Source organism: Subtercola boreus (assembly GCF_003399625.1).
GTDB classification, from domain to species: Bacteria; Actinomycetota; Actinomycetes; order Actinomycetales; family Microbacteriaceae; genus Subtercola; species Subtercola boreus_C.
Genome location: NZ_NBXA01000020.1, coordinates 31051 through 50166 on the forward strand (window position 1 = coordinate 31051; position 19116 = coordinate 50166).

Here is a 19116-nt window from a genome sequence, read left to right on the forward strand (position 1 = left end):
CGCAGCCAGCGGTTCCGACGCACGACGCAAGGAGCGACATCCATGACCACCGAGTACCGCAAAGACCCGAGCACCCTTTCCAAGCTCACGCCCGAGCAGTTCGCTGTGACCCAGCAGAACGCCACCGAGCGCGCGTTCTCGGGAGAGTTCTGGGATACCCACGACGACGGCATCTACGTCGACATCGTCTCGGGTGAGCCGCTGTTCGCCTCCACCGACAAGTACGACTCGCGTTCGGGCTGGCCGAGCTTCACCCGGCCGATCGACGCGGCCAACGTTGTGCGCCACGACGACAAGACCTACGGGATGGTTCGCACCGAAGTCCGTTCGGCGAACGGCGACAGCCACCTGGGTCACCTGTTCGATGACGGCCCCGTCGCAGAGGGTGGTCTTCGCTACTGCATCAATTCCGCGGCCCTCAAGTTCATCCCTCTGGACGAGCTCGAGGCCGCAGGTTACGGTGACTACCGCAGCCTGTTCGACACGAAGGAGGCCTGACATGGCAACGACTGAGACCGCAAACCTCGCCGGAGGATGTTTCTGGGGGGCGCAGCAGCTGATCCGCCGCCGCCCGGGCGTCATCTCGACGCGCGTGGGGTACTCGGGTGGCGACACCCCGAACGCGACCTATCGCAACCACGGAGACCACGCCGAGGCTGTCGAGATCGTCTTCGACCCGTCGATCATCTCGTACCGCGACCTGCTGGAGTTCTTCTTCCAGATCCACGACCCGTCGACGAAGGACCGCCAGGGCAACGACATGGGCCGCAGCTACCGTTCGGCCATCTACTACACGACCGACGAGCAGAAGCGTGTCGCCCTCGACACCATCGCCGATGTGGATGCCTCCGGTCTCTGGCCGGGCAAGGTCGTCACAGAGGTCGAGCCCGCGGGCGCGTTCTGGGAGGCAGAGGACGAGCACCAGGACTACCTCGAGAAGTACCCGGCCGGATACACCTGCCACTACGTGCGCCCGGGTTGGAAGCTCCCGCACCGCGAGGAGCAGCCCGCCTGACCGAGTGCTGACGATCTGCTGAGCATGGATGCCCGAAGGTGTCGTTCACGTGTGTCGCTGTATATCGTTGAGTATCGTTAGCGTTTCCTACAGGAGGTCATCATGAGCGGTTCATTCCCTACAGGCGGGTTCGGCGGCGGTGGATTCGGCAGCGGATCCGGTTCAGGCGGATTCAATCTCAACAACCTGGGTCTCGGCAACCTCGGCAATCTGAATCTCGGCAGCATGGGTGCGAACGGCGAGGGCATCTGGCAGGCCGTCGACCAGCTGCGTGCGCGCTTCGAGAAGGGTTCCGACCGGGGCGGCTTCGAGAAGCGCGAAGGCACCCGTGTCGGTAAAGGTGACGTGCGTGTCGCCGTGCTCGCCCTGCTCGCTGAGCAGCCGATGCACGGTTACCAGATCATCCGCGAGATCGAGGAGCGCAGCGGCGGCACCTGGAAGCCGAGCGCGGGCTCCGTCTACCCCACCCTGCAGCTGCTTGCCGACGAGGGCCTCATCAGCTCCGAGGAGTCGAATGGTCGGAAGACCTACTCGCTCACCGAGGCAGGCCACGTGAGTGTTGCGGCCAACCCGTCGAACCCGTGGAGCACGCAGGCTTCCGGCGACGACGTGAAGTACGACAACGCGAAGAGCGACCACGGAAAGTTCGGCGCCCTGCCGAAGGCCGGCCTCGAGCTGGCCCAGGCGGCCGCGCAGGTCGGTCGTTCCGGAACGCCCGAGCAGGTGAAGGAAGCGGTGACCGTGCTCGAAGAGGCGCGTCGCCGGATCTACTCGATCCTCGCCCAGGATTGACAGCGTCACCGCCTGAACGCACAGGCCTGAAAGAGGCGGTGCCGGTTGCGGGGGAGACCCGCGCCCGGTACCGCCGCATTCTGCGCTTCGCCGGCTGGAACCTCGCCGTCACCTGGTGGTACGAGATCTTCCTGCCGAAAATCGGCTTGCGCCGCATCGCCGACCGGACCCGTTCGAGACGGATGCAGCGCTTCGCGCGAAAGTTCCACGTTCTCGCCGTCGATCTCGGCGGGCTCATGATCAAGGTCGGCCAGTTCATGTCGTCACGCCTCGACGTGCTGCCGCCCGAGATCACCAAGGAGCTCGAGGGCCTGCAGGACGAAGTGCCGCCGGTGCCGTACCCGGCGATCCGCCGGCTCGCAGAGGCAGAGCTGGGGGTCTCGCTCGGGCAGGTGTTCGAGACGGTCGATGAGCATCCGGTGGCCGCAGCATCCCTCGGCCAGGCGCATCGTGCCCGACTCGCCCCGCTCGCGGCCGAGGACACCGGGCTCGACGCTGTCGTGTTGAAGGTTCAGCGACCGGGTATCGACGAGATCATCGACGTCGACCTTGCCGCGCTCCGTCGTGTCGGCGGCTGGCTCAGCCACGTGCACCTCGTCTCCGACCGCGTCGACATGCCCGCTCTCGTCGAAGAGTTCGCGGCGACCAGCCTCGAAGAGATCGACTATCTGCACGAGGCGCGCAGTTCCGAACGTTTTGCGGCCGATTTCGCGGGCGACGACCGCGTGAGCGTGCCGGCCGTCGTCTGGGAGCGCACCACGCGGCGCGTGCTCACCCTCGAAGACGTGACGGCGATCAAGATCACCGACGATGTGGCCCTCCGCGCGGCGGGCATCGATCCGGCCGAGGTGGCCCCGGTCTTCGCGGCGGTCATGTTCGACCAGCTGTTCACCAACGGCTTCTTCCACGCCGATCCGCATCCCGGCAACATCTTCGTGACCCCGGTCGCCGTTCCCGACGGTTCAGACGCCCGCCCGTGGAAGCTGACGTTCATCGACTTCGGCATGATGGGCCACGTTCCGGCGAACACCCGGAGCGGCCTCCGCAAGATGCTGATCGCCGCCGCCTCCCGCGACGGCAAGGGCCTCGTCGATGCCGTGCGCGATGTCGGCGTGCTGTTGCCGTCGGCCGAGACCTCCGAGCTGGAGAAGGCGATGACGCAGCTCTTCGCCCGCTTCGGGGGCATGGGCTTCGCTGAGCTGAAGGACGTCGACCCGCGCGAGTTCCGCGACTTCGGCAACCAGTTCAGCGAAGTGGTTCGCACCCTGCCGTTCCAGCTGCCCGAGAACTTCCTGCTGATCATCCGCGCCATGTCGCTCACCTCGGGTGTCTGCAGCGCCCTCGACCCGAGCTTCAACCTCTGGGACTCGGTGGAGCCGTATGCGCAGCAGCTCATCCGCGATGAACGCGGCAATGTGGTGTCGGATGTCGCGAAGCAGGCTCTCGAGACAGCGGTCATCACCGCGCGACTGCCGAAACGCCTCGACAACCTGACGACCCGTTTCGAGAACGGCACCCTGGCCGTGACCAGCCCCGCGATCGAGCGGCGGATCATCCGTCTCGAGCGCACGGCTCGTCGGGTGCTCTCAGCGGTGCTGTTCGGCGCCCTGCTCATCGCGGGTGCCGTGCTGCATGCCAGCGACGCAGGCTTCGGCACCGTGCTGATGATCGTGTCGGTGCTCCCGCTCCTGCACGCCCTGCTCGCCGGCCGGTTCGGCCCCCGCCTCTGAGCAGGGCTACCGTGGACGTCATGGATGCTGCCAGGCCGATCGCCCTCGTCACCGGAGCCACGAGCGGCATCGGCCGCGCCGTCGCCCTGGAACTGGGTCGCACCCACCACGTTCTCGTGGGGGGTCGCGACCGCGACCGGCTGGATGAGCTCGTGGTGGCGCTTCCGTCGGCCGAGTCGTTCGTGGCCGATCTCGTGACGGGACCGCTGCCGCCGCTCCCCGCGACGCTCGACGTGCTCGTGCACTCTGCGGGCGTCGAAGACGGTTCGACGATCGAGCACACCGACCGTGCCACCTGGGAGGCGGTGTTCGCCGCGAACGTCTTCGCCGTCGCCGACCTCACCCGCCTGGCCCTGCCGGCGCTCCGGGCGGCCGAGGGCCTGGTCATCACGATCAACAGCGGTGCCGGTCTCGCCGCTGCTCCGGGAGGCGGAGTCTACGCCGCCTCGAAGTTCGCGCTCCGTGCGCTGACGGATGCGCTCCGCGAGGAGGAACGCCCGAACGGCGTGCGCGTCTCCAGCGTGCATCCGGGCCGCACCGACACCGCCATGCAGCGCCGGAAGGTCGAGCGCGAGGGCGACGACTACGACACCCGCCTGTACCTCGCTCCCGAGTCTGTCGCCGCCGCCGTGCGCACCGTCGTCGACCTGCCCCCGGGCGGCACCATCGAGACGCTCTCGATCCGCCCCACCCGCCGATCGCCCGTGCGGTAGGAGCGGCAGCGAGGGCGGCCCTCAGCGCGCCAGCAGGGTCGCCTTGATCTCGGCCTTCAGCACTTTGCCGACCTTCGACCGCGGCAGGTCCGCCCAGACCTCGAAGTGTTTCGGCGCCTTCACGCCGCCGAGATCGCCCCGCACGAAGATCCGCAGGGCGTCGAGGTCGACGGCGGCCGCGGCATCCACCTGCACCACCGCGTTGACGGCCTCGCCCCACTTCTCGTCGGGCAGGCCGATCACCGCGCAGTCCCGGATGCCCGGGAACTTCATGATCGCCTGTTCGACCTCGGCGGAGTACACGTTGAAGCCGCCCGTGATGATTATGTCCTTCGCCCGATCGACGATGAACACGAAGCCGTCGGCATCGACGTACCCGAGGTCACCGGTGTGGTGCCAGCCGTGCCTCCCGGCGTCTGCCGTTGCGGCCGCGTCACCGTAGTAGCCGGCCATCACCAGCGAGCTCCGGATGACGATCTCGCCGCGATCGCCGGGCGCGAGGAGGGCTCCGTCGTCGTCCATCACCGCCACGGTGACCAGCGGTGCGGCGCGGCCGGCGGAGGACAGCCGTTCGGTCGCGAGGGATCCGTCGGGCCGGAAGTGCTCGGACGGCGACATCGTGGAGATCATCATGGGCGCCTCGGTCTGGCCGAAGAGCTGCGCCATGACCGGCCCGATCCGTGCAAGTGCCTCTGCGAGGCGCGCGGTCGACATGGGGGCGGCGCCGTACCAGAAGCACTGCAGCGAGGTGAGATCCCGGGTGTCGAGCGTCGGCTCGGCCAGCAGCATGTAGAGGAGCGTCGGTGGCAGGAAGGCGTGGGTGACTTCATGCTTCTCGACGAGGGCCGGGAATTCGTGAGTGTCGGGACGGCGCATGATCACGATCTCGCCGCCGCGCGCGAGGATGGGAAAACAGAGCACCCCGGCTGCGTGGGTGAGCGGCGCCAGGGCGAGGTAGACGGGGCGTCCTTCGAAGGGGTAGCTCATCAGCACGATCGAGGTCATGGTCTCGAGGTTGCGGGTGGTGAGCATGACCCCTTTGGGTCGCCCGGTGGTGCCGCCCGTGCCGACGATCATGGCGAGGTCGCCGACGGGGTCGCCGCGCACAGACTCTGCCGAGACGACACCGGGTCCGGTCATCCATTCGTCGAATGAGACGCCGGGCGAGACGTCGTCCGCCGACGGTCCGTCGATGCAGACCACGGTGTGGATCTTCGGCAGGTCGGGCAGGATGGCAGCCACGAGATCGGTGTAGGCCGACTGGTAGACCAGCACGCTGCAGTCGAAGCGGTCGAGCAGTTCGCGGTCTTCGGAGGCCTCGCTCCGTGGGTTGATGGGGCTCCAGACCGCCCCGGCACGGGAGATGCCGAATACGGTCGCGAAGGCGATGGGGTCGTTCGACGAGAGGATCGCCACGGTGTCGCCGGGTTGCACACCGCTGGCGCGGAGGGCCCCGGCGATCCGGATGCTCAAGGCCTGCACCTCGCGGTAGCTCAGCGTTTCACCGTCGGTGGTGAAGCAGGGGGCGTCCCCACCGAGGGACGCCCCCTTGTCCAGGTAGTCGCTGAGTCGCACGTCAGTCGATCCGGGTGACCTGGGGCTTCAGCACCAGCCCGAAGCTCCGCAACTGGCCGAGGAGTGCCCGGTGACCGAACGCCTGGCAGGCCGAGGCGAATCCGACCCGGAGCGGCGCCTGCTGCAACAGCGAGTACGCGGAGTACGCCTGCAACAGCCCGGTCTGCTTGTAGTTCGAGTTGCCGTGGAGGACCACGTGAGCCCGGCCGAGGGGACCTGACGCCATCACCGAGTCGACCGAGTTGTTGATGCGCGGATTCTCCCGCGGCGGCATCCCGGCCTGCACCGAACCGGCGATCTCGGCGAGCGCAGCCTCCTGGGCGGCCGGATCCAACGGCCGGATCTGCTCCTCGAACATCTTCGTCGTGGCGATCACGCCCTCCATCACGGCGCGTTCCATCACGCCGCCGGCGACCTTCACATTCGCGACCCGCGGATCCTGCTTGAACCAGACCGGATGCGACGTGCCTCCCCACGGCACGGCGAGCGCTGTCTGGTGCTGGCCGGGCACGTTCACTTCGAACGTGGTGGTCAGCGGCCACTGCACATATTCGTTCTGCTGAAGGTAGTAGTGGTTCGCCTTCAGAATGGTGAAGATCGTCTGCGTCGAGGCGTAGGTGGGGAATCCACGCCAGAGCACGAGGATGTCGAGAGTGTCGAGTCCCGGCTCCTCGAGTGCGATGTTCGCCGCGATCTCGCCCGTGGTGTACATCTGGGCGATGCCGGGGGAGAGCAGCAGGCCCTTCTCGGCGTACGCGTCGCCCCAGGTCTCGGCACAGTGCATCACCCAGTCCTGCTCGCCGGTGGTGTCCATGTAGTGAGCGCCGGCAGCGAGGGCCGCTTCGACCACCTCGCTGCCGAACTTGATGAACGGGCCGGCCGTGTTGCAGACCACCTTCGCGCCCTCGAAGAGTTCGCTCAGTGCCTCGACCGTGTGCTCGACCTCGACCACCTCGTAGTCGACGGTGTCGATACCCGGAACCCTCTCGACGACTTCCCGCACCCGATCGGCATCCCGCCCGGCCGCGATGAATGGGATGTTGTACTCCCGGAGGTACTCCACGATGAGGCGGCCGGTGTAACCCGAGACGCCGTAGACGACGACGGGCTTCTTGCTGGTTGTCTTCGTGCTGGTTGTCTTCGTGCTGGTTGTCTTCGTGTCGCTCATGATCAGGATCCCATTCCGCCATCGACGGCCAAGCCGGTTCCGGTGATGAACCCGGCTGCATCGGAGCTGAGGAAGACCACAGCGTTCGCCATGTCGGTCTGCTCGCCGAGATGGCCGAGCGGGGTGAGTCCGATCACGCCACCCACAGCCGTCTCCACGTCGGGGAAGAGGCCGATCTCCACCACGTCGGTGGCGAGCTTCATGCCCATCGGGTTGCCGATCAGGCCCGGGTAGACGCAGTTCACCCGCACCCCGTAGCCGAGCGCACCCGACTCGGCGGCGGCGACGCGGGTGATCCGGTCGACGGCCGACTTGCTGCCCGAATAGCCCGAGAGTGCCGGGAACGCGATGAGCGCCGCGACCGAGGCGATGTTCACGACCGCTCCGCCCGCGCCGGCTGAGCCCCCGGGTTTCATCGCCCTGAAGGCGTTCTTGATGCCGAGCGAGGTGCCGATGACATTCACGTCGAGCATTCTCCGGAGCGCAGCCGGGTCGAGGTCGACCAGAAGGCTCGTCACCTCGATGCCCGCATTGTTCACCACGATGTCGAGACCGCCGAGCGCCTCGATCACCTTCGGCATGGCCGCATCCCAGCTCTCCTCGTCGGTCACATCGAGATGCACGAACGTCGCGTTCGCGCCGCCCTGCCTGAGCTCTGCGGCTGTCGCTTCGCCGACTTCGGCATTGAGATCGCCGAGAACCACTGCGGCTCCGGCTTCTGTCAGCGCCTTCGCGATCGTTGCGCCGAGGTTCTGTGCGCCTCCGGTGACCAGTGCCTTGCGGCCGTGCAGGTCGAATTGACTCATTCCGAACTCCTCCTTGAGTTGGATGACCGAACCGGCCAGAGCGTCTGTGCGGTGCCGGGTTTCGGTGCTTCCGCTCACCATAGGACCGCCTCTGGTCAGCTGTCCAGACTTCTCCAGACAACTGTCAGAGGAAAATTGGACAGGTGGTCGGATAGTTTTCCGCAATCCCCCTCTCCGGCTTGCACACCGGGTTATAGTTGCCCGAGGAGAGGGGTGACCATGGTTGCAAGCACACCGGAGACGGCAGCGGCGAGGCGCATCGAGCTCCGCCAGGTCGACAAGTTCGCCCTCCGCCGCACCGAACTCGCCGCCGCGGCCCTCGCCACCCTGTCGGAGTTCGGCTACGCCCGCACCAGCCTCCGGGAGATCGCCCAGAAGTCGGGGTTCTCGCACGGGGTCTTCCACTACTACTTCCGCGACAAAGTCGACCTGATCACCTACTGCGTTCGCGAATACAAGGCGGCCTGCGTCGCGCACTACGACGAGATCGCCTCGAATGCGACATCCGCCGAGCAGGTGCGTTCGAGCTTCGCTGAGGCACTGGCCTCCTCGGCGCGCGATGACACCCCGATGCACCGGCTCTGGTACGACCTTCGCAACCAGAGTCTCTTCGACACCGACTTCCAGGCCGACGTGGCCGAAGTGGATGACAGTCTCGAGCGGATGATCTGGCGGATCGTCACCGCGTACGCCGCATTCGCCGGGGCCGAGGTCGTGCTCACGCGGAGCGCCGTCTATGCGGTGTTCGACGGGCTCTTCCAACAGGCGCTGCTCGGCATCCACGCGGGCAACGACGCAGCCGTCGACTCCCTCCGCGAGGGCGTACGGCAGGTGCTGCCGCGACTGCTTCAGAACGTCGGCCGGGAGTCGACGGACTAATCGGGGAGGTTCGGGGCCCATCCCGAGCGTAGTGTTGGTGATGGCAGTGACTGTCACCGCCGGTCAGGAGTTCGCCCGTGTCATCCACTCTCACCTCCACGCTGCAGTCGGCCGGACCGCTGCTCTTCGCCTCCGATCCCGCGCCCGGCGGAGGTGCGGTGCTGTTCGCCGCAGATGTCACAAGGGCGCGTGTGGTCGCCTTCGAGTTGCCGGCTGAGACGGGTGATGTCGTTGCGGCGGACTCCGGGACGCCTGACTCCGGGACGCCGGATGCCGCGGCCGCCGCCGTGCGTGTCGACCAGCTCGGTGCGAAGCTGGCCTCCCTGCTCGGGGTGACGCCGGACGACGTCGTGATCCGTGGCCTCGCCGTGCATCCGGTCACGCATGCGGTGTACCTCTCGATCGCGCGGGGTCGCGGTGCGGATGCCGGCCCGGCAGTGGTTCGGGCGGGCGCCGACGGCGAACTCGACGTCGTCGATGTCGACGCGCTGCCCGCCACATCGTTCGACCTCGACGATGCTCCCGCGCCCGACGACGAGCGCCAGGACTTCTGGCTCGACGGAACAGACACCGGCTCGGCGCCCCGCGAGATCCAGGGGGTCACGCTCGACATCGCCCAGGTTCCGTCGTACCGGTCGAGCATCACCGACCTCGCGTGGATCGAGGGCAGCCTGTTCGTCGCCGGCCTCAGCAACGAGGAGTTCAGTTCACGGCTCCGGCAGCTCCCGTACCCCTTCGACGGGAGTGCCACCGAGACCTCTGTGGAGATCTTCCACGTCGACCACGGAAAGTACGAGACGCAGTCGCCGATCAGGGCGCTCACGCCGTTCGATGGGGGAGCGAGCATCCTCGCCACCTACACCTGCACCCCTGTCGTGCAGTTCGACGTGTCGCAGCTGAAGGGCGAAGGCCTCGTTCGTGGCCGAACGGTGGCCGAGCTCGGCCCGATGAACCAGCCCTTCAGCATCGTCTCGTACGACCGTGACGGAGAGGAGTTCCTGCTCGTGTCGAACACGCGGCATCCGCTCCTGAAGATTCCGGCATCGTCGATCGCCGGGCAGGCTGCGCTCGATCTTCCGCTGTCGGAGGAGGGTTCGTCGATGGGCATTCCGCGGGAGAACCTCGACCACCCGGGGGTGACGTGGATGGCGAGCCTCGACCGCTCGAACGTCGTCGTTGTGCAGGAGGAGGCCGGCGACATCCACCTGCGGACGCTCGGGGCGGCCGAGCTCTGAGCGGGTGGGCGCTGAGCGGGTGGGCACTGAGGGGGTGGGCGCTGAGGGGTGGTCACTGAGTTGCCCGTCGCCGACGGTTCTCGGGTGAACGACCCGCTGGCGGTGTGGGAGGGTGGCGGCATCCGGGTCTCGGGGCACGCGCTTCCCGAGGTGCTCGCCGTGGTTCCCGTCAGTGCGTTGGCCCTCGGTGGAGGGCTCCAGCCGATGGCCGGACGCTGGGTGCGGCACGGGGGAGCCGCGCTCTTCACGCCGCGGTTCCCTGTGGTCGCCGGCTCGGGTTACGCGGTCGTCGGGCGGGTGGATGCCCGGCAGCCGTGGATCGAGCTGGCCCGTCTCGACAGACCCTCCGTTCGCCTCGAGCGGCGCACCGTCGTCGACCGGATCGACCCCGGCGGCAGTGAAGTGCCCGCCAACCTCCTGCGGTTCTCGGTCACCTTCTCCGATGCCATGGAGGAGGGATCGGCGGCGGGTCACCTGTCACTCCTCGACGCCGAGGGAGTGGAGCTGCCGGGCGCTCTGCTGGGCATGCCGCCTGAGCTCTGGGACAGGGAGCGCCGCCGTCTGACGGTGCTGCTCGAGCCCGGCCGCATCAAACGGGGCCTGCAGCCGAACGTGCAGGCCGGACCGCCGCTCGAGGAGGGTGACACCGTGACACTGGCGGTGGACGCGCGGCTCCGCGACGTGTCGGGGGCGAAGCTTCTGGCAGGCGTCCGTCGCACCTATCGCGTCGGCGCGCCGGTGCGGTCGCGGGTCGATCCTGCGCTCTGGGAGGTGCGCTGGCCTGCCTCCGCGGGCGACGCGCTCGTCGTGCGCTTCGACAGGCCGCTCGACCGTGCGCTCGTGCGACGGTGTCTCATCGTGGTGGATGAGGGCGGGCATCCGGTTCCGGGGGAGGCGGACCTCGATGCTGCCGCCACCTCCTGGACGTTCAGGCCGGCCTCCGGAGTCTGGGCTCCAGCTCTGTCGGCTCCTGCTCTGTCGGCTCCGGCCCTGTTGGCTTCAAGCCTGTCGGTCGACACCCGCCTGGAAGACCTGGCGGGCAACTCCGTCCGCCGTGTCTTCGACCGTGACCTGAGCCTCGAGGGAAGTGACGACAGCGTCGCTCCCGGCACGCTCATCCTCCGTTCCGACGGGTCGGTGAGAACTTCTTCTCCGGATGTGTGACGATCGGCACTACAGCGACACTTCTGTAGTGAGGTGAGGGGTGTGGGGGATGCTCGATCGAGACATGACGGACCGTGACCTCCTGGCGCGGCTCGCCCGGAGGGACGAGGCTGCAATGGGAATGGTCTTCGACCGGTACGCCGCATCGGTGACCCGGTATGCGTGGGCGCTCGCGGCGACCCCGTCCGACGCCGAGGAGATCGTGCAGGATACGTTCGTGACGGTCTGGCAGAAGGCGGCCGTGATCGAGCTCCCGGATGCCTCGCTCCTGCCCTGGCTGCTCGTGACCGCTCGCAACCACGCGTTGAACGCGCGGCGACGACACTTTCGGAACAGTGCGGATGAGCTCCCGGCTGAACTGGCGGCGGTCGACTCCCCTGAAGAGGCCAGGGATCGTCTGGCCTGGGTGCGGGACGAGATCGACCGGCTGCAGCCCCTCGACCGGCGGGTCTGCGAGCTGTGCCTGATCGAAGGCTGGTCGTACGCGGATGCCGCGGAGCACCTCGGCGTGAGCGTCGGCGCTGTGCGACAACGGGTGGCCCGCGCCCGGGCCCGACTACGGAAGGCGGTGACCGAGAATGAGAAATGAGCCCCCCGCAGGTGATGACCTCGCCCGCATGATGGTCAGGATGAAGGAATCGGTGCTTCGCGAGACCCGCGCGAGCACGCCTCCTCGCAGGCGACACCGCGCGCTCGTCGCCGTCGTCACGGTCATCGCGCTGCTCGGAATCGGCACGGGAGGGGCGTTCGCGCTCGGTATCGTTCCGAGTCCGTTCCGTGCGGATCCGGTGCCGACTCTCTCGCCGAGCCCGACTCCGACGCCGAGCGTTCCGGCTCCGACGGTCTCGCCGACAGCCACCCCGCCCACGCCGACGACGGCCGCGCCGGTCTTCAGTGCGCCGACCCCGACGGTACCTCTCAGCTGCGCGGAGCTCGGTGCGGCCATCGATCTGACGGCGCTCATGTCAGACCCCGTCGAAGGATCCCCGACCCTGTTCACGCCGGAGGATGCCGCACTCCGGCAGGCCGGTGTGGAGAGCTGCTGGTGGAGCAGCGCCGAATTCTCGCTGCTCCAGCTCGACGTCGCGACCGATCCTTCCGCCGGCCTCGCCGATGTGGCAGACGGTCTGGCGAACGGTGCGACGCCGCTCGACGTCGGAGATGCCTCGATGGTCAGCTGCGAGCAGCTCTCGGCAGGATGCTCGGCCTCGATCGTCTCGGGATCGTACTGGATGAACATCCACTACCAGGGTGCGAACGTAGCCTCGGAGACCGCTCCCGCCCTGCTGCAGGGTACCGGCCGGTCACTGATCGATGCGCTGGGCGAGCAGCCGATTCCGTTGCAGCCCTGGACGATGCCGCCGACGACCTGGTCGCCCGTCACCGAGTGCAGTGCGCTCGAGACCTCGGTTCCGATGGCGACGATCCTGCAGTCACCGCTGGTCGTCGGCCCGGCTCCGCTCAACCCCGGTTCGAAGAACGGCATCCAGCGGACACAACCCGATTCCTACGCCTGCCGATGGTCGGTACCCGACGGCGAGACACCGGCTGACGGCGAGGTCTCTGCACTGACCGTGCAGCTGGCTCCCGGTGCCCGGTGGGCCTACCCCGCGACATCCGGAGCGGGCATCGAACCCCTCGCGGTGGACGGCGCCCAGGATGCCGGGCTCGAATGCCAGAGCGCCGAAGGTGTTGAACAGTGCTGGCTGAACGTGCTGACGGATGACTCGTGGTTGCAGCTCGGCTCCGGCGACGGTTTCTCTCCCGACCAGGGGCAGCTGCTGGTCGCCGCGGCCGAGGCGATCCTCGCGGCGCACGGGTGAGCTCCGTGCGCGCGTCCCGCCTCGTTTTCAGGGCGGGCCGGGTTCTAGAGTGAGGCCATGACTGTTCGCGTCGACCTCAACCTCTCACTCGACGGTATCGTGATGCCGTCGGATCCGACCCCCGAGAACCCGATGGGGGAGGACTGGGGGCGGATCGTCGAGCACTACGCCGCCACGAAGACGTTCCGCGAACGCGTGATGCACGAGACGACGGGGGAGGGGACCACGGGCGTCGACGACCGGTACGCTGCGGCATACTTCGGGGGCATCGGCGCAGAGATCATGGGGGCCGGGATGTTCGGATTCCACTCGTTTCCCGACGACGCAGCCTGGCTGGGGTGGTGGGGTGACGAGCCGCCGTTCCACTCGCCGGTGATCGTGCTGACGCACCGGGAACGCGCGCCGATCGACTTCGCCAACGGCACCCGCTTCGAGTTCGTCTCCGCAATGCCCGAGGTGGCCCTCGCGCGGGCCGAGGAGCTGGCGGAGGGTGGGGACATTCGGATCGGCGGGGGAGCGGGTGTCGCCCGGGACTTCCTCGCCGCCGAGCTGGTGGATCGCCTGCACGTTGCGATCAGCCCGGTCGTGCTCGGCCGTGGACTCCGGCTGTGGGATGACCTGCGGCACTTCGACCGCGACTACACCCTCACATCCGAGGTCGCGGAGAGCGGCGTCATCCACGTCACCTTCGCTCGCTGAGCGCGCCCAGCTCTTTGCGGAAGCCCGTATCCGGTGCTAAAGTCTTCTGCATGAATCGAGTCACAGGGACTCGACACAAGGAAGGGGAATCCTCATTATGGCAATGTCTTTCGATCCTTTCAGTGAGCTGGACCGCCTCACCGGCAACCTTCTCCAGTTCCGCCCGGGCCCCCGGTTCATGCCGGTGGACCTCTACCGCGACGGCGACCAGTATGTGTTGAACGCCGACCTCCCGGGAGTCGATCCCGGTTCGGTCGATGTCGACGTCGACGGTCAGCTGCTCACCATCCGCGCCCAGCGCACCGCGGCAGCCCAGGACGGCGTGAAATGGCTCGCCGAAGAGCGACCGCACGGTACGTACCTTCGCCAGTTCAGTCTCGGTGAGGGCGTCGATTCAGAGAAGATCTCGGCGAGCTACGACAACGGCGTGCTCTCCGTGCTGATGCCTGTCAGCGAGAAGGCCAAGCCGCGGAAGATCCGGATCGGCTCCGCTGAGCACAATGACGAGCAGAGGACGATCAGCGTCTGAGCGCTCGGAGTGACCGGTGGGAGGGTGCGTGCAGACAGTTGCACGCACCCTCCCTTTCTGTTGTCCGGCGGTCGCGCTGAGCGGCACTGCGGCTCTCCGACGCGGTGCTCCGACGCGGTGCTCAGTGCACGGTCCTCAGTGGTGGAGGAGGGCAAGCATCTCTGCGAGCGCGGTGCGCTGCTCCCGTTTGAGCGGGGCGAAGAGGTCCTCGAGCACGCCGGCGGCGATGCGGTGGCCCTCGTCGAGTGCCGCCCGCCCCGCGGGGGTGAGGGTGTGCTCGAGCCGGCGACCGTGCCCTGAGGCGCGGAGAATCAATCCGCGATCGAGGAGACGATTCGCGAGCGTACCGAATGCCTGGTCGCTCTGGAACGTGGCGACCGCCAGATCGTGACCGGAGGCGCCGGGCATCCGGTCGACAGCCCGCAGGGCGTCCCACTGCACCAGGCTCACGCCGATCTCGTGAAGCGCAGCATCCATCGTGCGGTGGTTGCGGTATTGCGCGCTCTTGATCGCCTGCCCCAGGGTCTCCAGTTCCGTCATCATCGTGCTAGCTTATCAACATCAGTAAATAAACATACTTAGATAGGTGCCTGATGATTCCCTCCCTTCCCCCTGACCTTCCCATCGTGCACGCCGGGGACCCGAGCATGCGCCCTGCGCTGGTGCTGCATGGTGGGGGTGGACCGCAGACTGTCGCATCGATCGTCGGTCACCTCGCCGAGACCATGCGCGTCATCGCGCCGACCCATCCGGGGTGGAACGGAACCCTCCGGCCTGAGGGGATCGCCTCCGTCGCCGATCTCGCCTCTGCCTACCTCGAACGGCTCCTCGACAGTGGCGAGAGCGACGTCGTCGTGATCGGCTCCTCGATCGGTGGGTGGGTCGCGCTCGAGATGGCGATCCAGTCGGCGGCCGACGCGCGGTATGCCGGCCTCATCGGGGCAGTGATCGACATCGACGGAGTCGGTGCTGTCGTCGAGGGGGAGCCGATCGCGGACTTCTTCGCTCTCGACGCGCGCGGGCTGGCCGAGGCCGCGTGGCACGATCCTGAGCGTGGGTACCTCGACCCTGCCGGCTTCACGGGCGAGCAGCGCGCCATCCAGCAGTCCAATGGGCAGACCATGGCTGCCATCGCAGGCCGCGGGATGAGCGATGCCACCCTTCTCGGCCGGCTCGGCGCTGTGACCGCCCCGACCCTGGTGGTCTTCGGTGCAAGCGATCGTATCGTCACCCCGGCCTATGGCCGCTCCGTGGCTGAGGCGATCCCCGGCGCGCTGTTCGCTGAGGTTCCCGCAGCCGGGCACCTCCCGCACCTCGAGGCGCCGGAGGCGACCTGGCAGGTCATCGACCGGTTCCTGCAACGCGTTCGCTGAGAGTGGGGCAGGGCGCGAGCCGCTGAGCCCGGACGGGTGTCGCGAGGTCAGTGGCTGTGTTCGTGGCTGTGGCTGTGGCTGTCGTGGCTGTCGTGGCTGTGGCGGTGGTGGCTGTCCGGGTAGTGCTCGTGCGTGTGCGTCAGTGCAGTATGGGTGTGTTCGTGCTTGTGCCAACCGGTCGGTCCGACATCCTGGCCCGGTGCATGGTCGTGCTGGTGGTGCTCGTCGTGGGTGTGCCAGTGGTCGTGGGTGATCGGTTCGTGGGTGTGCTCGTGTTCGTGGCGCTCGGTGAGGTGTAGCCAGACGCCGACGGCCATGAGGAGACCGGCGACGACGACGGGCCACGTGAGGGGGTCGCCGAGCGAGATCGCGAGGACAGCCCCGAAGAACGGGGCGATGGAGTAGTAGGCGCCGGCCCGCGCGGTGCCCACGTGGCGCATCGCCACGATGAAGAGCACGAGGCTGATGCCGTAAGCGACGAGTCCGATGGCCATCGCGGAAGTGACGGTGAGGATGCCGGGGAGCTGGGCCCCGAGCGCGAAGGCGAGAGCGAGGTTCACAGGACCTGCGACCGCGCCTTTGACGGCGGCGAGCCAGGTTGCGTCGGTGAGGGCGATCTTGCGGGTGAGGTTGTTGTCGAGGCCCCAGCTGAGGCAGGCTCCGAGAATGGCGAGGGAGGGCCAGGGGTTGCCGAAGTTCGCACCCGACGGGATGCTCAGGATGATTGCGCCGGCGACGATCGCAAGCATGCCGAGGGCGATACGGCGATCGAAGTTCTCCTTGAAAACGAACCAGGCCAGCGCTGCGGTGAAGACGCCCTCGGCGTTCAGCAGGAGGGATGCTCCGGATGCGGGCACGTTCGACAATCCGAGCAGGAGGAGTACCGGGCCGGCGATGCCGCCGAAGAAGATCGCCCCGACGAGGGGGAGGATCTCACCCCTGGCGAGGCGCACGCGCGGCGCCCGGCGGATGAGCCGATAGAGGCCGAGGCCGAGACCCGATCCGCAGTAGAGGAGTCCGGCGAGCAGCCACGGGCTGACGTCGTCGTCGAGGAGGATCTTCGCCAGGGGAGTGCTGGCGCCGAAGAGGATCGCCGAGAGGAGGGCGGCCCTGACGCCCGTGTTCCGAAGTGCCCGGAGCATCAGTCGGATGCCCGCGCGTCGGTGACCTGGTGGTGACTCGGCGCGTTCGTCACAGCGTGTTCGGCTTGGAAGATCGCGTCGGTCACCAGACGACCGGCGTGCTCGTTGGCCAGCCGGTAGAACACCCGGGTGCCATCCTGCCGGGCCTTGACGACCCGGGCGAGCCGGAGCTTCGCGAGGTGCTGTGAGACGGCGGCGGGAGTCTTGTCGACGCTGTCGGCGAGAGTGTTGACCGAGAGTTCGCCGTCTCGAAGCGCGAGGATGATGCGCACCCGGGTGGCGTCGGCGAGCATGCTGAAGATCTCCACGGCGAGTTCGACGTAGGGGCTCTCCGGGTTCCGCCCGCAAAGCTGGTTATCTGCATCTATACGCAGATTATGCCATGAAGCGCAGCGCCATTACGTTACTTGACATAATGTGCATTATCAGCGCCCACGGTGTTGGTATCATCAACCAGAATGAGAGTAGAAGTCCACCAAGTCTGCGGTGGTCGAATTGCACGTCGGGCCGCGAAACCTGACGCGGGGTTCGTCGTTCAGGAACGCGTCCGTTTCGGTGAGCACAACGACCGTCGGGTTGGCGGCGCTGATCTGCCACCCTGTGCGTTCGGAGACGACCCGGAACCGGGTCTCAGGCAGCACGTCTTCCAGGATCATCAGGAGAACAAGCAGTAACGCGCAGGGAGGCTCGAACAGGGCAAGCTCCACGGTGTTTCCGGCAGCGAGACACGCCGCGACGTGTTTCGCGACGACCGCCGTACTGCAGGTGGGAGCGCATACGATCATTGTGCTGCCCAACGGACTCATTCCGCGGATCACCACCTCCGCACCCGACCTGGTGAAGAACGCCGGCCGGGTGTGCTGCTGGCACTCCGCAGCGCGGTAGAACTGCTCCGCGATGCGCGTGCAGTCGGCGATGCGGTCCAGGTCAGTGGTCGTCTGGGGGCTGACGGTGACGAGTCGATCGGCGATGACGACGAAGGAATTCCTCATCAGGAGTGCGGGATCCCGGCGGTCAGGGCGACTTTTCCAGCTACGCGGTCCATCAGGGTCTCCTCGTTCTCGAACAGGGCAGCTGCCCCGACTGAACGACTATCCCGCGCCGGACCGGGCCGTGAACAGGGCCGTTGGTCCCACAGCCCCCGTCGCCGAACAGGTCCCCTGAGTTGTGACCAAAGACCCTGTGCCAGCGGCACGGATACTGCGAATCTGGCACCATGACCTTCCCAATGGCATCTGAAGTGAACGACCGCACCGTCCCCCCGATCGGTGAGGAGACATGCGACGGGCGTGTCTCCCGGTTCGGTGTCGATGGCACCGGGATAGCGACCGACGAATACAACACTGCTCTCACGTTCGACGAAGACGCCAGACTCCCCCTCCGCCCCCGCACCACCCGGATCGTCGTCGGGCTCGACGGCTCGAAGGCATCCATCACCGCCCTTCGGAAGGCGATCGCCCTCGCGACCGGGTCGCACGCGGCCGTACAGGGAGTTGTCGCATGGCAGAACCCCAACGTGTACGGCGGCTACAACTTCACCGACTGGTCCCCCCAGGCCGACGCTCTGCGGATCATGGACGACACGATGGAGGAAGCGTTCGACGGCCCACCTCCGGACTGGTTCACCCCCCTGGTCCGCCAGGGCAACCCCGCCGAGCTGCTCATCGAGCAGAGCCGGGGCGCGGAGATGCTCGTCGTCGGCAGCCGCGGTCATGGCGGATTCGCCGGCCTCCTCCTCGGCTCCGTGAGCACCGCGTGCGCCGAGCACGCCCACTGCCCCGTCCTCGTCATGCACGACGAAGACCCCGCCTGAACCTCCGGCGCTGTCACGCGACTCTCCCCCAGCCGCCTGGCCTCATCCGCCGCTCCGCGCCCACGGCAGACAGCGAAGCGGGTTTGTCATCAGCTCGGTCCGATCACTTCGAGTCACCGGACGGTGCAGATGTTCCCATGTCCTCGGACCAGACGGCTGTCGCGCCGCTGTGCCCCACGAGGATGGCCTGCACGGTCGTTCCACTCGAGGCGACGAGGGCCAGCGCGAGCAGGGTGATCGGCACCCAGCGCAGGCTTCTTCCCGCTGGTTTCGCCGGCGAGGAGGCGTCGTCCGTGGACACTGCACGCCGAGCGCGACGTTCCCGGATGTTCCACCACAGCAGTGCCGCCGCGACGACCACGAGCCCGATGACCCAGGGCAGCAGCCCGTCTGCGAGTTCGGCGTGTGTCTCGATCAGGTCGCTCTCACCGACCCTGGCCTGCAGCTTCTCACCGGACTGGGTCGAGATGGGCACGAGCACGAGCGCGACCAGCGAAACGGCGAGGGTGAGGTATCCGGACCAGCGCCGGAATCGCGGCCAGGCCGCGGTGAGCAGAACCAGAACAGCGGACAGCGGAACCGTCACCTCTGTGGCGTGCACGATGAACGGGTGAAGGGGAAGACCGAAGAAGGTGTCGAACATGAAAGCTCCCTGAGGGT

General features: G+C 67.4%; 22 protein-coding genes. 14 read left to right on the top strand and 8 right to left on the bottom strand.

Features of this window, described 5'->3' with window-relative positions:
• Positions 1–42 precede the first annotated feature (42 nt).
• The 5 genes from msrB to B7R21_RS08860 all read left to right on the top strand — a co-directional run bounded on the left by msrB (position 43) and on the right by B7R21_RS08860 (position 4250).
• The gene (gene msrB / locus B7R21_RS08840; RefSeq protein ID WP_116282887.1) at positions 43–498 is read left to right on the top strand and encodes a peptide-methionine (R)-S-oxide reductase MsrB; all 456 of its coding nucleotides are present in this window, start codon (positions 43–45) and stop codon (positions 496–498) included.
• 1 nt (position 499) lies between these two features.
• Positions 500–1015, top strand: a complete 516-nt coding sequence (msrA, locus tag B7R21_RS08845) for a peptide-methionine (S)-S-oxide reductase MsrA (RefSeq protein ID WP_116282888.1) — start codon at positions 500–502, stop codon at positions 1013–1015.
• 102 nt (positions 1016–1117) lie between these two features.
• Positions 1118–1807 carry a PadR family transcriptional regulator gene (locus B7R21_RS08850; protein WP_116282889.1) on the top strand — a complete coding sequence of 230 codons (690 nt, stop codon included), beginning with the start codon at positions 1118–1120 and terminating at the stop codon, positions 1805–1807.
• 38 nt (positions 1808–1845) lie between these two features.
• Positions 1846–3537 (top strand): ABC1 kinase family protein, encoded by a 1692-nt coding sequence (locus B7R21_RS08855; RefSeq protein ID WP_253259720.1) that lies wholly within the window; start codon positions 1846–1848, stop codon positions 3535–3537.
• Positions 3538–3557: 20 nt separating this feature from the next.
• Positions 3558–4250 carry an SDR family oxidoreductase gene (locus B7R21_RS08860; RefSeq protein ID WP_116282890.1) on the top strand — a complete coding sequence of 231 codons (693 nt, stop codon included), beginning with the start codon at positions 3558–3560 and terminating at the stop codon, positions 4248–4250.
• Between the two features lie 21 nt (positions 4251–4271).
• Here the strand turns inward: B7R21_RS08860 and B7R21_RS08865 are convergent, their stop codons facing one another.
• From B7R21_RS08865 to B7R21_RS08875, 3 genes are read right to left on the bottom strand one after another with little or no spacing between them, the layout of a single operon-like run.
• Positions 4272–5825, bottom strand: coding sequence for an AMP-binding protein (locus B7R21_RS08865; RefSeq protein WP_116282891.1), 1554 nt, complete (start codon positions 5823–5825; stop codon positions 4272–4274).
• Between the two features lies 1 nt (position 5826).
• Entirely contained in the window at positions 5827–6993 is a 1167-nt protein-coding gene (locus B7R21_RS08870) for a DUF5938 domain-containing protein (protein ID WP_116282892.1), read from the bottom strand.
• A 2-nt stretch (positions 6994–6995) separates the two neighbouring features.
• Entirely contained in the window at positions 6996–7877 is an 882-nt protein-coding gene (locus B7R21_RS08875) for an SDR family NAD(P)-dependent oxidoreductase (RefSeq protein ID WP_253259721.1), read from the bottom strand.
• A 141-nt stretch (positions 7878–8018) separates the two neighbouring features.
• Between B7R21_RS08875 and B7R21_RS08880 the strand changes: the two genes are divergently transcribed.
• The 7 genes from B7R21_RS08880 (at position 8019) to B7R21_RS08910 (ending at position 14128) form a co-directional block, all read left to right on the top strand.
• Complete coding sequence (locus B7R21_RS08880) at positions 8019–8678, top strand: TetR/AcrR family transcriptional regulator (protein WP_116282893.1); 660 nt, start codon at positions 8019–8021, stop codon at positions 8676–8678.
• Between the two features lie 77 nt (positions 8679–8755).
• The gene (locus B7R21_RS08885; RefSeq protein ID WP_116282894.1) at positions 8756–9913 is read left to right on the top strand and encodes a hypothetical protein; all 1158 of its coding nucleotides are present in this window, start codon (positions 8756–8758) and stop codon (positions 9911–9913) included.
• Positions 9914–9961: 48 nt separating this feature from the next.
• Entirely contained in the window at positions 9962–11077 is a 1116-nt protein-coding gene (locus B7R21_RS08890; RefSeq protein WP_116282895.1) for a hypothetical protein, read from the top strand.
• Positions 11078–11126: 49 nt separating this feature from the next.
• Positions 11127–11666, top strand: coding sequence for an RNA polymerase sigma factor (locus B7R21_RS08895; protein WP_116282896.1), 540 nt, complete (start codon positions 11127–11129; stop codon positions 11664–11666).
• Entirely contained in the window at positions 11656–12900 is a 1245-nt protein-coding gene (locus tag B7R21_RS08900; RefSeq protein ID WP_147305851.1) for a hypothetical protein, read from the top strand. Before B7R21_RS08895 ends, B7R21_RS08900 begins: the two co-directional genes overlap by 11 nt.
• Before the next feature lie 57 nt (positions 12901–12957).
• On the top strand, positions 12958–13599 hold the full coding sequence (locus B7R21_RS08905; RefSeq protein ID WP_116282898.1) for a dihydrofolate reductase family protein: 642 nt from the start codon (positions 12958–12960) through the stop codon (positions 13597–13599).
• Between the two features lie 97 nt (positions 13600–13696).
• The gene (locus B7R21_RS08910) at positions 13697–14128 is read left to right on the top strand and encodes an Hsp20/alpha crystallin family protein (RefSeq protein WP_116282899.1); all 432 of its coding nucleotides are present in this window, start codon (positions 13697–13699) and stop codon (positions 14126–14128) included.
• A 135-nt stretch (positions 14129–14263) separates the two neighbouring features.
• Here B7R21_RS08910 and B7R21_RS08915 read toward each other — a convergent pair whose 3' ends face one another.
• Entirely contained in the window at positions 14264–14671 is a 408-nt protein-coding gene (locus B7R21_RS08915) for a MarR family winged helix-turn-helix transcriptional regulator (protein ID WP_116282900.1), read from the bottom strand.
• Positions 14672–14775: 104 nt separating this feature from the next.
• Here B7R21_RS08915 and B7R21_RS08920 point away from each other — a divergent pair, with 104 nt between their 5' ends.
• A complete protein-coding gene (locus B7R21_RS08920; RefSeq protein ID WP_253259722.1) occupies positions 14776–15501 on the top strand; it encodes an alpha/beta fold hydrolase in 726 nt (241 codons plus the stop codon).
• A gap of 47 nt (positions 15502–15548) precedes the next feature.
• Here B7R21_RS08920 and B7R21_RS08925 read toward each other — a convergent pair whose 3' ends face one another.
• The 3 genes from B7R21_RS08925 to B7R21_RS08935 all read right to left on the bottom strand — a co-directional run bounded on the left by B7R21_RS08925 (position 15549) and on the right by B7R21_RS08935 (position 17635).
• Positions 15549–16643, bottom strand: a complete 1095-nt coding sequence (locus B7R21_RS08925; protein WP_116282902.1) for a DMT family transporter — start codon at positions 16641–16643, stop codon at positions 15549–15551.
• Positions 16643–17011 carry an ArsR/SmtB family transcription factor gene (locus tag B7R21_RS08930; RefSeq protein ID WP_301182561.1) on the bottom strand — a complete coding sequence of 123 codons (369 nt, stop codon included), beginning with the start codon at positions 17009–17011 and terminating at the stop codon, positions 16643–16645. Before B7R21_RS08930 ends, B7R21_RS08925 begins: the two co-directional genes overlap by 1 nt.
• Before the next feature lie 81 nt (positions 17012–17092).
• Entirely contained in the window at positions 17093–17635 is a 543-nt protein-coding gene (locus B7R21_RS08935) for a hypothetical protein (protein WP_116282903.1), read from the bottom strand.
• A 236-nt stretch (positions 17636–17871) separates the two neighbouring features.
• Here B7R21_RS08935 and B7R21_RS08940 point away from each other — a divergent pair, with 236 nt between their 5' ends.
• On the top strand, positions 17872–18456 hold the full coding sequence (locus B7R21_RS08940; RefSeq protein WP_116282904.1) for a universal stress protein: 585 nt from the start codon (positions 17872–17874) through the stop codon (positions 18454–18456).
• 103 nt (positions 18457–18559) lie between these two features.
• Here B7R21_RS08940 and B7R21_RS08945 read toward each other — a convergent pair whose 3' ends face one another.
• Positions 18560–19099 carry a DUF2231 domain-containing protein gene (locus B7R21_RS08945; protein ID WP_116282905.1) on the bottom strand — a complete coding sequence of 180 codons (540 nt, stop codon included), beginning with the start codon at positions 19097–19099 and terminating at the stop codon, positions 18560–18562.
• Positions 19100–19116 lie beyond the last annotated feature (17 nt).

Bases quoted from the DNA above. Each gene is read 5' to 3' on its own strand.
- B7R21_RS08920 (WP_253259722.1), top strand. From the start codon at position 14,776: ATGCGCCCTGCGCTGGTGCTGCATGGTGGGGGTGGACCGCAGACTGTC.
- B7R21_RS08895 (WP_116282896.1), top strand. From the start codon at position 11,127: ATGCTCGATCGAGACATGACGGACCGTGACCTCCTGGCGCGGCTCGCC.
- B7R21_RS08850 (WP_116282889.1), top strand. From the start codon at position 1,118: ATGAGCGGTTCATTCCCTACAGGCGGGTTCGGCGGCGGTGGATTCGGC.
- B7R21_RS08940 (WP_116282904.1), top strand. From the start codon at position 17,872: ATGGCATCTGAAGTGAACGACCGCACCGTCCCCCCGATCGGTGAGGAG.
- B7R21_RS08915 (WP_116282900.1), bottom strand. From the start codon at position 14,671: ATGATGACGGAACTGGAGACCCTGGGGCAGGCGATCAAGAGCGCGCAA.
- msrA (WP_116282888.1), top strand. From the start codon at position 500: ATGGCAACGACTGAGACCGCAAACCTCGCCGGAGGATGTTTCTGGGGG.
- B7R21_RS08910 (WP_116282899.1), top strand. From the start codon at position 13,697: ATGGCAATGTCTTTCGATCCTTTCAGTGAGCTGGACCGCCTCACCGGC.
- B7R21_RS08860 (WP_116282890.1), top strand. From the start codon at position 3,558: ATGGATGCTGCCAGGCCGATCGCCCTCGTCACCGGAGCCACGAGCGGC.
- B7R21_RS08945 (WP_116282905.1), bottom strand. From the start codon at position 19,099: ATGTTCGACACCTTCTTCGGTCTTCCCCTTCACCCGTTCATCGTGCAC.
- B7R21_RS08900 (WP_147305851.1), top strand. From the start codon at position 11,656: ATGAGAAATGAGCCCCCCGCAGGTGATGACCTCGCCCGCATGATGGTC.
- B7R21_RS08880 (WP_116282893.1), top strand. From the start codon at position 8,019: ATGGTTGCAAGCACACCGGAGACGGCAGCGGCGAGGCGCATCGAGCTC.
- B7R21_RS08905 (WP_116282898.1), top strand. From the start codon at position 12,958: ATGACTGTTCGCGTCGACCTCAACCTCTCACTCGACGGTATCGTGATG.
- B7R21_RS08935 (WP_116282903.1), bottom strand. From the start codon at position 17,635: ATGAGGAATTCCTTCGTCGTCATCGCCGATCGACTCGTCACCGTCAGC.
- B7R21_RS08925 (WP_116282902.1), bottom strand. From the start codon at position 16,643: ATGCTCCGGGCACTTCGGAACACGGGCGTCAGGGCCGCCCTCCTCTCG.
- msrB (WP_116282887.1), top strand. From the start codon at position 43: ATGACCACCGAGTACCGCAAAGACCCGAGCACCCTTTCCAAGCTCACG.
- B7R21_RS08870 (WP_116282892.1), bottom strand. From the start codon at position 6,993: ATGAGCGACACGAAGACAACCAGCACGAAGACAACCAGCACGAAGACA.